The sequence below is a fragment of the Pedobacter montanisoli genome (assembly GCF_022809115.1).
GTDB lineage: Bacteria > Bacteroidota > Bacteroidia > Sphingobacteriales > Sphingobacteriaceae > Pedobacter > Pedobacter montanisoli.
Window position 1 is genome coordinate 685,543 of the sequence record NZ_JALGBH010000002.1, and the last position, 12,991, is coordinate 698,533.

General features: G+C 35.0%; 11 protein-coding genes. 9 read left to right on the top strand and 2 right to left on the bottom strand.

The features are described from left to right. On the top strand, positions 1-3,009 hold a 3,009-nt coding region (locus tag MMF97_RS10730), incomplete at its 5' end, for a T9SS type B sorting domain-containing protein (protein ID WP_243362281.1). Positions 3,010-3,013: 4 nt separating this feature from the next. Beyond that, positions 3,014-3,994, top strand: coding sequence for a PorP/SprF family type IX secretion system membrane protein (locus tag MMF97_RS10735; protein WP_243362283.1), 981 nt, complete (start codon positions 3,014-3,016; stop codon positions 3,992-3,994). On the opposite strand, the gene MMF97_RS10740 is transcribed toward MMF97_RS10735, so the two are convergent. Further along, positions 3,995-5,374, bottom strand: a complete 1,380-nt coding sequence (locus MMF97_RS10740) for an MBL fold metallo-hydrolase (protein WP_243362285.1) — start codon at positions 5,372-5,374, stop codon at positions 3,995-3,997. 160 nt (positions 5,375-5,534) lie between these two features. Here MMF97_RS10740 and MMF97_RS10745 point away from each other — a divergent pair, with 160 nt between their 5' ends. The 7 genes from MMF97_RS10745 to MMF97_RS10775 all read left to right on the top strand — a co-directional run bounded on the left by MMF97_RS10745 (position 5,535) and on the right by MMF97_RS10775 (position 11,801). Further along, the gene (locus tag MMF97_RS10745) at positions 5,535-6,386 is read left to right on the top strand and encodes a hypothetical protein (RefSeq protein WP_243362287.1); all 852 of its coding nucleotides are present in this window, start codon (positions 5,535-5,537) and stop codon (positions 6,384-6,386) included. After that, positions 6,379-7,326, top strand: coding sequence for a tRNA (adenosine(37)-N6)-dimethylallyltransferase MiaA (gene miaA / locus MMF97_RS10750; RefSeq protein ID WP_243362289.1), 948 nt, complete (start codon positions 6,379-6,381; stop codon positions 7,324-7,326). The genes MMF97_RS10745 and miaA overlap by 8 nt, the downstream gene beginning before the upstream one ends. Beyond that, positions 7,316-8,443, top strand: a complete 1,128-nt coding sequence (locus MMF97_RS10755; RefSeq protein ID WP_243362291.1) for a DNA adenine methylase — start codon at positions 7,316-7,318, stop codon at positions 8,441-8,443. The genes miaA and MMF97_RS10755 overlap by 11 nt, the downstream gene beginning before the upstream one ends. Positions 8,444-8,449: 6 nt before the next feature. Continuing rightward, entirely contained in the window at positions 8,450-9,064 is a 615-nt protein-coding gene (locus MMF97_RS10760; RefSeq protein ID WP_243362292.1) for a hypothetical protein, read from the top strand. A gap of 193 nt (positions 9,065-9,257) precedes the next feature. After that, positions 9,258-9,767 (top strand): hypothetical protein, encoded by a 510-nt coding sequence (locus MMF97_RS10765; RefSeq protein WP_243362293.1) that lies wholly within the window; start codon positions 9,258-9,260, stop codon positions 9,765-9,767. Positions 9,768-9,929: 162 nt separating this feature from the next. Next, a complete protein-coding gene (locus MMF97_RS10770) occupies positions 9,930-10,454 on the top strand; it encodes a DUF3347 domain-containing protein (protein WP_243362294.1) in 525 nt (174 codons plus the stop codon). Positions 10,455-10,526: 72 nt separating this feature from the next. Continuing rightward, entirely contained in the window at positions 10,527-11,801 is a 1,275-nt protein-coding gene (locus MMF97_RS10775) for a citrate synthase (protein WP_243362295.1), read from the top strand. A 90-nt stretch (positions 11,802-11,891) separates the two neighbouring features. Here the strand turns inward: MMF97_RS10775 and MMF97_RS10780 are convergent, their stop codons facing one another. Further along, positions 11,892-12,974: a DUF3667 domain-containing protein gene (locus tag MMF97_RS10780; RefSeq protein WP_243362296.1), complete on the bottom strand. Its 1,083-nt coding sequence runs from the start codon at positions 12,972-12,974 to the stop codon at positions 11,892-11,894. Positions 12,975-12,991: the final 17 nt, after the last annotated feature.

Sequence of the window (12,991 nt, forward strand, 5' to 3'; positions counted from 1 at the left end):
GGCAGTTACAGTTATACTTTCAATGGCGTAACCAACTCTACGGGCGTTTTCAATAACATCCCTGCTGGAACATATACTTGGAGCGTAACGGATGGCAAGAGCTGTGCACCTGCAACGGGCAGCGTAACAGTTACTGAGCCTGTACTGATCACTGCAACTGAAAACCATACGGTGATCGACTGTAATGGCGGAAGTTCAACGGTAACTTTAACTGCAAATGGTGGTAATGGAAATTACAGCTATACTTTAGGTGCTCAGACTAATTCTACGGGTGTTTTCAATAACATCGCAGCTGGTACTTACAATTGGAGCGTAACCGATGGCAAGAGCTGTGCACCTGCAACGGGCAGTGTAACAATTAGTCAGCCTGCAAAAATTACAGCAATAGAAAGCCATACGGTTATTGACTGCAACGGAGGTAACTCAATAGTAACATTGACTGCTCAGGGAGGTAATGGTAATTATCAGTATACCTTAGGTACTCAGACTAATTCTACCGGTATTTTTAATAACATCCCTGCTGGTACATATACTTGGAGCGTAACCGATGGCAAGAGCTGTGCACCTGCAACAGGCAATGTAACAATTAGTCAGCCTGCAAAAATTACAGCAACCGAAAATCATACGGCTATTGATTGTAATGGTGGTAGTTCAACGGTGACTTTAATTGCTCAGGGAGGGAATGGCAGCTACCAATATACTTTAGGTGCTCAGACTAATTCTACCGGTATCTTTAATAACATCGCAGCTGGTACATATACTTGGAGTGTAACCGATGGCAAGAGCTGTGCACCTGCAACAGGCAATGTAACAATTAGTCAGCCTGCAAAAATTACAGCAACCGAAAATCATACGGTTATTGATTGTAATGGCGGTAGTTCAACGGTGACTTTAACTGCCCAGGGAGGTAATGGTAATTATCAGTATACCTTAGGTACTCAGACCAATACCACAGGTATCTTTAATAACATCCCTGCTGGTACATATAGCTGGAGCGTTACCGATGGCAAGAACTGTGCACCTGCAACAGGTAGTATAACCATCGCTGAGCCTACAATTATAACAGCAACTGAAAGCCATACTGTTATTAATTGTAATGGCGGTACTTCTACGATTACTTTGGTAGCAAATGGAGGTAATGGCAATTACCAATATACATTAGGTTCTCAGAGCAATATCACAGGAGTATTTACTAATGTAAGAGCAGGAACATATAACTGGAGTGTAAGAGATGCTAAAGGGTGTTTATTATCGAATAAAGTAGTGGTAATTAATGAGCCTTTACCAATAAGTAATAATATAATTTCAGATAACCAGACAGTTTACGCACATGAAGTACCTTCAAAATTAACAGGTTCCTTACCAACAGGAGAAAGCAATTCTTTTGTTTACCAGTGGCAGCAATCTTTAACAGGAGATAATGGTAGCTTTGTAGATATACCAGGAGCAACAGCTAAGGATTACCAACCAGGTAAACTAAAACAAACAACCTATTTTAGAAGGATAGTACGTTCAGGAAGTTGTACGCTTTCAATAAGTAATATAATTAAAATTACCATAATTGCGAGTGCGGATATTGTAACTGTAAAAAGTACCGATCAAAGATTTTATGTTCCGGGAGAAACCGTAACCTATACAATTAAAATTAAGAATAATGGCCCAAGTGATGCAGAACAAGTTCATGTTATAGAGAGAGTTCCTGCTCAGACTATATTAGAAAGATGGTGGGCTGTAGTACAAGGCTCTGTAAATCTACCTAGAGATAATGGCAGCATAACTTTGGATGAAGTCATACCACTTTTGCCAGATGGAGCAGAAGTAACTTATACAGTGGTTTTGAGAGTTCCATTAAATTATACAGGAGTTTTGAAAAATACTGTTGATGTGAGTTCGCCAACCACTGACCCAGACCCTACTTGCGGAGCCTGTACTACACCTGGTATTCCTACAGAACCGGAAGCAGATTTGGTTTTCTCCAAATCACTTAAAAATACCTCTCAGCAACTTTATACTCCTGGTGAAGATGTGATCTATCTGATAAAAGTTACCAATTATGGTCCAGGAGATGCAAGAAATGTAAGGATAGTAGATGTACCACCTCCAGGTACAACTATAAAAAGCTGGAAGATTGTCGTTCTTTCAGGTAATCCTCAATTGGCCCGTATTTCTGGAAATGGAAATCTAGATGAAACCATTCCTTTATTACCAAATGGATCTTCTATCGCAATTGAAGCGGTTCTGCAAACCCCACCAGATCATACTCAACGTATTGTAAATATGGCTAAAGTGACTAGTCCTACACCAGATCCTAATCCTAACCCTGATGCTGAGCCTGGCTGTGCCGAGTGTGTAAAATCTCCACCATTGGATCCTTACATCACAATAGACCTGTCTATGTTGAAAATAGCAGATCTTACACCGATTACAGTAGGTACAGAATTCGAATATAAACTTGAGGTAAAAAACAATAGTTTGTTTATTGCCCATGATGTAGTTGCAACAGACGTTATTCCTAATCAGGTAACTTATATACCTGATTTGCAGGATAGACGTATAGAATACGACGATAAGACAAGAACATTAACCTGGAAAATAGGAGTTTTAAATGCCGGTAATAAGGAGATAGTTACACTTAAGGTAAGAACAGAAAGTTTAGGTTTAATTTCTAACACAGCCAGTGTAACAGGTAGCGAACCCGATCTTAATCTTTTAAACAACAGTTCTACCGCAATTAAGAATTCAGTAGTGCTTAAGGTACCTAATGTAATTACACCAAATGGCGATGGTAAAAATGATGTTCTAAAAATAGTGGGCATAGAGCTTTATAAGGAAAATACATTATCTATTTTTAACAGGTGGGGCAACGAAGTTTACAGGAGCAAAGGATATAAGAATGATTGGGATGGAAGAGGGCTAAGCGAAGGTACTTATTATTATGTGCTTACTTATAGCCTTGAAAATGGTACAAAACAAAGTGTTACTGGTTATATCATGTTATTGAGAGATTAAAAGAATGCGTTTAAAAATATACATATTGATGATTTTTTGCTGTCTTGGCCTTAAGGTATCAGGGCAACAAGATGCGCAATACAGTCAGTATGTTTTTAATTCCATTTATATCAATCCGGCTTATGCGGGGTATAAAGAACGCTTCAATTTAAATGCGAATTATAGAGCACAATGGGTAGGAATTAATGGAGGGCCAAGAACCATGGCCTTTGCTGTAGATGCTGTGGCTGATGATGGTAAAGTAGGTCTGGCACTTCAAATAACCAATGATAAACTTGGGGCACAAAGTAATTTGTCTGTATATGCTAATTATGCCTATAGAAAATTAATAGGTTATGATGAAACTACAACCCTGGCTTTAGGCCTGGGAATAGGTCTTCAACAATCTGGTTTGTTTGGCGAAATGTTAGAAGGCACTGATCCGGGAGATAATTATATCCCTAACGGAACCATAAGAGAAATTGGACCAGATGTTAAAACAGGGGTCTTTTTATCAGCAGAGAAATGGTATCTGGGTTTGTCGGCAACAAATCTTGTAGGTAAATATTTTTTGGATAAAAAAGCACCAAACTTCAATTATCCTGTGCCTAAACCACATTTTTATTTTACCGGAGGTTTTGTTACACCTATTGTAGAAGATCAGATAGAATTGAAACCTTTGTTTTTAATAAAAGATGATGTAGGTGGGCCTACAGTATTGGATATTAATGCCTTTATCTTGTTAAATAAGAAATTATGGATTGGAGGCGGTTACCGTACAGGTATAAAACTTTACAACAAACCTAACCTAAATACAGAAATAAAGAACAGTAACGGTTTAATAGGCATGGCCGAAATGTTTTTGGGAGAAAAATTAAGATTGGGCTATTCATATGATTACAGCACGAGCCGCCTGAATGGCTATAGCGGCTCTACGCATGAAATCTCGGTAAGCTGGTACTTCTCAACCCTAAGAGAGCGGCGTATCAATTTCTGTTACTTTTAATTACAGCTCAAAACATTCTCCCCGTTTAGGAATGCTTACGGTATAACCTTCATCAGTTGCACTTTTTTCAAGCGCATTTATGCTACTCAAATCACCATGAACAAAGAACAATCTTTTTAGAGATTTCTGATTTCTGATCACCTCCATCAAGCCATCATGATCAGCATGGCCGCTCAATAGATCCGTTTTTTGTATGCCTGCATACACCATTAAATCTCTGCCACGTAAACGAACAATAGGGTCACCTCTTAATAACCTGTCGCCTAAGGTACCTTTGGCACAGTAGCCTATAAAAAGAATAGTACAGTAATAGTTTTGTATATTATAATAAAGGTGATCCTGAATACGGCCCCCCTCTAACATGCCTGCAGAAGAAATAATGATACAGGGATCAAGGTAATTAATTGCAGAAAGGCTTTCCTTTTGTGTATATAAAAAAGTAAGATTCTCAAAATCGTAATTATCTCCGTTTTCTTTATAAAATGCTCTGGCTTCTTCACTGGTCATATCGGCATATTTTCTGTAAATATCGGTTGCCAAATGAGCTAAAGGACTATCTACAAAAACCTTAACTCGGGGAAGCAAGCCTTTGCTAAAAATCTGGTTAAGTTTAAAAATTAAAGACTGGGTTCTGCCTATACTAAATGCCGGAATAATTAACCGGCCTGGATTTTTGATGCAGGTTTCTTTAATAACTTCGGTTAATTTATGATCTAAAGTATCATTTGCGCTATGTAACCTACCACCATAAGTAGCTTCGCATATGAGGTAATCAACCTGTGGTAAAGGTTGTGGGTCATTTAGAACCGGGTAGTTCTTACGACCGATATCGCCTGTAAAAGCTATTTTCTTTTCAACTCCGTCTTCAGTTATTTTTAAGGAAACGGCAGCAGCTCCGAGTAAGTGACCTACAGGTATAAATGTAAGCTCAATATGCGCATTTATTTTAAATGGCTTATTGAAATTAAGCGTAACAAATCGCTCAGTGGTATCTATAACATGCTTTTGCAGGTAAAGTGGTTTTGGAGTTGATTTATGCTTTTGCCATTTGTGCTTTTTATTTTGTTTGTTGAGAAAAAGATTTACAGAATCGAGCATTAAAATTTCTGCAAGCTCTGCTGTAGGAGCCGTACATAAAATCTGTCCTTTATAGCCCATCCTTATTAAAGTAGGCAGATTGCCTGAATGATCAATGTGTGCATGGGTTAAAATAACTACATCGATATCTTCAGGATTAAAAGGAAAATTTAAGTTCTCATCTTGGAAAGTGCCTTTTTCGTAATCTAAGCCGCAATCGATTAAAATAGTATAGTTTTGGGTTTGCAGTAAATGCATGCTGCCTGTAACCTGCTGCGCTGCACCCCATACGGTAAGTTTCATAGAGTTAAATTTATTAACGTCTGCCAATATAAACCTTTAGAAGCAGAAAACACTTATTTTATGCAGAGATGCCCTTTAAGGTTAATTTATTTAGTTCGGTAAATAGTTGTAAAATTTTACCAATTTTGACCCTTGTTGTTTAAAACCCAGTTGATAAAGAATGGATGTACACCATTTGTGGATAGAAGAATTTATTGCAGAAATTGAAGCCTGTTGTTCTACGATAGAAACAGCAACAGAAACTTCTTTTAATGTAATTGGTTTTAACGATAAGCTGTTCATTAATTTCGTTAGCCTGAATGCACATATAAATGCAGAACAACTGATTGAATTACAAACCAGATACCATAAAGAACAAAAAACTTTAATTCATTTATGGGAAGACGTATGGAGTAATAAACGTACTCAGGTTTTAAGCAGGATTTATTCCTTTTTAAGCCTGAATAAGATTATATATGCTCGTTCTGTACAAATAAAAGAAGTTAAAGAGACAAATTCTGTTAAAAGCTTTTTAGAAGAAAACCATTTGCAGGGTTATGTAAAAACCGCCTATAATTATGGCCTTTATTACAAAGATATATTGATTTCTGTAGCCTGTTTTGGAGCTGAAAAATTAATGAAAAGCAGAGGCGAAAATTATTATTCATCAGAATTAGTACGTTTTGCTACACAAGAAGGTTATACTGTTACAGGAGGTTTAAGCAAACTGATCAGATATTTTTTAGAAGAAGCTAAGGTAAATGATATCATGACTTATGCTGACAGAGACTGGTCTGTAGGAAATGGCTATGAAAAATTGGGTTTTAACAAGATGCTATACACTCCACCGCTTTATATGCTTGTAGATTTAAGTACCGGAAAACGTTATCTTGAAGATAAATTACCCAAAAGTATTACTGCTAAATTTTTAAATATAAATAAAGAAGAAGAATTGAAAGCACAGCTTTTACAAAATGATTTTGTAAGAGTTTTTAATACAGGTAATATCAAGTATATTTTATATAATGGCTAATTTGCTCATCATTTTAGGACCAACAGCTTCTGGTAAAACTGCTCTTGCTGCACAAATTGCATGGCAATTAAAAGGTGAGATTATCAGTGCAGATAGTAGGCAGATCTACAGAGGTATGGATGTTGGAACCGGAAAAGATATCAATGAATATGAGATCAACGGTGTTAAAATACCTTATCATTTAATTGATATCATAGATGCCGGACAAACCTATAATGTAAACCTGTTTAAAGAAGACTTTTACAAGGCACTCCATCAAATAACAGACAAGCATAAGCTACCAATCTTGTGTGGGGGAACAGGAATGTACATCCATAGTTTATTACAAAATCATGATTATACCGCAATACCCGTAAATTATCAATTAAGAGAGCAGTTAATTTCATTAAATAAAGAAGAACTTCAAAAGTACCTTAAAACTTATCCTGAAGAACTCTATAAACATGCCGATTTCAGTTCCGAAAAGCGTTTATTAAGAGCCATAGAAATAGCAGACTATTTGAAATACCACAAAGTCGATTTTATCAAAAGACCCGAACTTAATTGTTTAGTAGTAGGATTGTATTCAGAGGTAGAAGCCCGCAGAAAAAGAATTTTAGATCGTTTAGAGCATCGCTTACATCATGGTCTGATAGAAGAAGTACAGAATTTAATCAATGTAGGTGTAAGTAAAGAAATGCTTGTTTTTTACGGACTTGAATATAAATTTGTTGTTGCTTATTTGGATGGAGCTCTTAGCTTTGAGCAATTGAGAGAACGATTAGGTACAGCCATTTGCCAGTTTGCTAAAAGACAGATGACATTTTTTAGAAAAATGGAAAAAGACGGAGTTAAGATCAATTGGATCAATACAAACAGCAGTAATATAAAAGAACAGGTAGCAGAACTTGTTCGCAATCATTTTAACATATCATATTTACAAGAGCAAAATGAGGAATAAGATAAAGCCAATCATCAAATGGACAGGAGGAAAGTACAATGAATTTGCTTTATTTGAAAAATATATTCCTGATTTTAAAAGATATATAGAGCCATTTTTTGGAGGAGGAGGAGTGTTTTTTGCGTTGCAACCTCAAACAACTGCTTTAATTAATGATAAAAGTACAGACCTGATTTCTTTTTATAAAAACATTAACAATGAACTATTTAAAAGCTCAGTTTATGAATATGTTAATGCCTGGGATGAAATTACGGCTATGGTACAGGAACTCTGGCTCACATATCATACTTATTTTTCTGATTGTATTTTTGCTGAAAAAGAAATTCTATCTTTTTCAGAACAGATGCTAACTGCTGTGTCATTACAATTTAACCAAACTAAAACATTAAAAACCAATACGTTTGTTATTGACAAAGAGTTTTTTATAAAATATGTTACTGACAGTATAACAGATAAAACAAGACGGATAAAACGGATCGTAAAAAAAGAAAGCAGAATTTTTACGGTTAATGAATTAAAAGATCATTTTGAAACTGGTATTAAAAGCGGTTTTTATCTGTTTTTCAGAAATTTACTTAATCAGAAATACGGTGGAAAAATTCAGCTTACAGATGAAAAAGCCGCTGCGAACTGGTTTTTTGTACGTGAATTTTGCTACGGTTCTATGTTTAGATATAACAGCAAAGGCCATTTTAACATACCATATGGAGGTATCGCGTATAACCGCAAAAATTTCAGACAGAAAGCCAATCGCCTTTTCTCTCCTGAAATTGAAACTCTTTTTAGATCGGTACAAGTACACAACCTCGATTTTGAAGCGTTTTTAAAAGAAGCCAAACTCAGAGAATCTGATTTTATATTTTTGGATCCACCTTATGACAGCGAATTTTCTGAATACGACCAGAACGCTTTTACACAAAAAGATCAGCAACGCTTGGCAGACTTTTTAAAACATACCAAAGCTAAATGGATGCTGGTTATCAAAGAAACTGCATTTATCAGAGAGATCTATACTCATCCTGAAATAAAAATCGTAACTTTTAGTAAAAATTACACCTACAATGTGCGGGGCCGCAATGACAGGGCTGTAATTCACCTCATTATAACCAATTATTAAAATATTATGAGAAACGTTTCGCAGCATAATCCTTTTATATTTAACTGCGAAACCTGCCGCACAAAATGTGAGGGCATCAGTAAAAATGCTTACCTTTTTGATGAAGATGCTGAATTCTCATCTCTTTATGAACAGAAACTGATTGATTACATTAATCAGAATACAGTCTTTAAAGCAGAAAAAACTACTGAAAAAAGTTATCCCGATGTACAGGTAGTTTCTCAGAACAAAGTGATTTTTTACATTGAAGTAAAAGTTCAGCGTCGTACATTCATGGCTGTACAAAAATATCTGCCGCAAAGTAACCTTAAACCCTCTGAAACAATTGCCTTAAATGAAAGTGATCTGTTGAGATATTTTGAAATAGGAGAAAAAATAAAGGAACCGATCTTTTTATTTTGGGTTCTGTTAAGCAGACCATGTGTGCTTAAAGGGCATGAAGAGAAATACTATTACCGTTTGGTTTCAGAATTAAAACCTATCTGGGAAAAAGAAAGAAACAAGAGAAAATTTAAAAGAAAGAGCGGAGAAGGAGATGAAGTTAATGGCAGACATCTGGGTGTAACCGTTAATTACCATTTTAGTTTGAACGAATTAAAAAACTGGAAAAAAGACCTTTAGAAAGTAAGATTGTTTACTTTGACATACATTTTTATAAAAATCATACACTTCATTCTTAATAGCTTATTTTTCATAACTGTTTGTTTTTTAGGTAATTGTGTTTATTTTTATATTGTATGGCATATAGTTTGGATAAGATCATAAGTAATCAATTAAGTTAAACTGATAAATCAATTAACGGAATAATAAAACTATGAAAAGAAACCTAAAAATTATGGTTGTGGCAGTAGCTGCCCTGGCTATATTATTTACTTTTTCAAATACTGCGCATGCACAGTCTGGCCCTAAATTAGGTATAGGTCTAAATCTTGGAGCACCTACAGATGATGCCTATAGCTTTGCTATAGGTGGAGATTTGCGCTATCAATTAGATGTAGATAAACAACTTTCTGTTCCAATTACTGCTGGATATACTAATTTTTCTATAAAAGATAAATTTGGAGGAGGCAGTATAGGTTTTATTCCTGTAAAGGCAGGTTTAAAATACTTTTTTAATCCTTCAGGCGCAGGTGCTTATGGTTTGGCAGAAGTAGGAGCTGGTTTTGGTACCAGCGATGGTATGGGAACAGCTTTTGTATTTTCGCCTGCCATTGGATATGCATGGAGTAGTGGTGTTGATTTAGCTGCTAAATACGAAGGCTATTCTAAAAACGGAACTGCAGGTTACGTAGGCTTACGCTTGGCATACGGTTTTAAACTATAAAATGAACCTGAAAAATATAATTGCAATATAATTTTATTAAGGCCCCGATAATTTATCGGGGCTTTTTCTATTATTTTAGAAATATAAATGTTATTTTGAGCAGGTTTAAAAACAAGCAATAAAATTTGCTTCTTAACCTCTGAAACACCAATTTAAAACCGCATGATGTCTATAAAAAAATACATGAGTGTTATTGCATTAGCAGCCTTTATAACCGCCTGTAATAATACCAAGACCAGTACTCATACAGAGAAAGAAACTGTTCAACAGACAACCGTAGCCCTTAAAGATGAAAAACTGAAAAATATATATACAGCTTATCTTAAATTAAAAGACGATCTTGTAAAAAGTAATGCAGAAGATGCAAAAAATGCCGCACTTGTATTATCAAAAGAACTTACAAACTTTAACGGGTGTGAAAATGCCGCACAGATTGCAACTTCAATAAATAGTTCTACAGATTTAAAAGAACAACGCAAGCAGTTTACAGCATTAAACATTGAATTGATTCCTATGTTTAAACATGCAGAATTAACAGCAGGTACCATTTATGTACAGCATTGTCCTATGGCTAATAATGGAGACGGAGGAGATTGGTTGTCATCAGAAAAAAAAATACAGAACCCTTATTATGGAGATGAAATGCTTGAATGCGGTGCTGTAACAGAAGAGATAAAAACAAAATAACATTAACTTAATAAAGCGTTATTACCTTAAATAATAAGAACGAATTATAATAACACATAAAATAAACAATATATGTCAGCTAACGCAGAAATAAAAATAGATGGCAAAAGTTATGAATTTCCGATTATAACCGGAACAGAGAATGAGAAAGCCATTGATATTTCAAAATTAAGAGACCTTACCGGTCACATCACACTGGATCTTGGATATAAAAATACAGGTTCTACCAAAAGTGCGATAACCTTTTTAGATGGAGAAGAGGGGATTTTAAAATACAGAGGATACCCTATTGAGGAACTGGCTGAAAAAGCTTCATTTCTTGAAGTAGCTTATCTTTTAATATATGGTGCATTACCAAGTGACCAAGAATTAGAGAATTTTCAGAATACCATCAGTAAACATACATTGATCCATGAGGATATGAAGAAATTTTTTGATGGTTTTCCGTCAAAATCACATCCTATGGCTCAATTGGGATCACTTGTTTTTTCATTAGCTACTTTCTATCCTGAAAGCTTTAAACAAAACCAAACTTATGAGGAACTTAACCTTACCATCATTAAATTATTGGCTAAGCTTCCTACTATCGTAGCTTTTATTTATAAAAAATCTTTAGGTCACCCGCTTATTTATCCAAAAAATAAATACGATTACGTAACCAATTATTTATGGATGACTTTTGGTCAGCGTACAGAAGATTACGAAGTAAATCCTAAAATTGTAAGTGCGATGAACAAGCTTTTGATCCTGCACGCAGATCATGAACAAAACTGTTCTACCTCTACGGTTCGTATCGTAGGTTCTTCAGATTGTAATTTATATGCTTCTGTTTCAGCAGGTATCGCTGCTTTATGGGGACCTTTACATGGTGGAGCAAACCAGGCGGTAATCGAAATGCTTGAGCGTATTAAAGAAGATGGCGGAGATACAGATAAATGGATTGCTAAAGCTAAAGATAAAAACGATCCTTTCCGTATGATGGGCTTTGGACACAGAGTTTACAAGAATTTTGATCCTAGAGCAAAAATCATTAAAAAGGCTTGTGACGATATCTTAGAAAGTTTAGGTATTAATGATCCGGTATTGGCAATTGCAAAACGCTTGGAAGAAGCAGCATTGACAGATCCTTATTTTATCGAAAGAAAATTATATCCTAACGTAGATTTCTATTCAGGTATCATTTACCGTGCATTAGGTTTCCCTTCAGAGTTCTTTACTGTGTTATTTGCATTAGGTCGTTTACCTGGATGGATTGCACAATGGAAAGAAATGAAAGAGAATAAAGAACCTATTGGCCGTCCGCGTCAGGTTTATACCGGTGAGGTAAATAAAACCATGAGCAAATAACAATTTGCTTTTAAGAGTAAATTCATAAAATAAAAAATCCGGTAATAATTATTACCGGATTTTTTTGTGTCTGTTATATAATACTATATACTAAACCAGAATAAAACTTACTCCGATTAACAGAATAGCACAAAATGAGAATAAGATATTATATAATAAGAAGAGTAAAAATAATCTGAGAATGGTTCCCCATCTTCTACCTCCATAAAATACCCGTAATGATTTGTAAATGTACCAGGTCATGTAGATCATGCAGGCAAAAATAAGCCAGTTACTCATATTGAATAAAAAGCTTGTTGCCCATGTTAAAAACATACAAATAAGTACAGATAAAAACAGGGCAGAATGCACATGAAACGAGTAAATCAGATGCTCATAATAATATTTTTTCTTATTGATATAAACCAATTTAAGAATTAAAGCAAAAAGAGGCAAAAGCACAAACATCATTTTAGGTACATTATGTAAAATGCTCTTCTTAAATTCTTTGCCGGGATCTTCGTATTGATTAAATTCTATGTTTTTCTTTTTGAAATAATTTTTCAGGAAACCATCTCTTTGTTCTTTGGGTAGTGCCTTTTGGTTTTTTTCGTATTCCTCAACGGTTTCCTCTTTAGATTTTACTTTATTTAAGAAGTTACGCTCACTAATTTTTTTATTGAAATCTATTTTAGTGTTTCCTTTGGTTTTAATATCATTTTCGGCCTGTCTGATTATGCTATCTTTAACCTTTTTTTCTATAGGAATGTATCTTAATACTTCTTTAAGTTCTGAAACATCATCAAAAGATGCTGTGTCTGTAGATTTTTCGGTTTTTGCAGGAGTACTATTTTCAGTAACCTTTTTTTTCTTATCAACCTTTTCGCCTCCTAAAATAAAAATGAAGAAAACGATACTGATAAAAATATAGATTTTTACAGGATGTAAATAAGACATCCTTTTACCTGCAACGTATTCTTTAGTAAGATATCCGGGTTTTAATAGAAGGGGGGTTAATGTTCCAAAAAACTTATGTTCAAAATGGAAGTAATCTGCTATAGTGTGCGATAACATATGCCATGCATCTTCTTTGAGCTCTATGTTTTCCTGTCCGCAATGGGGGCAGTATCGATCTTCAACTCTATGTCCGCAATTTAAGCAGTCTTTCTCTTTTCTAAGGTTATTTGATGACATGAATAAAAACTCCGCAA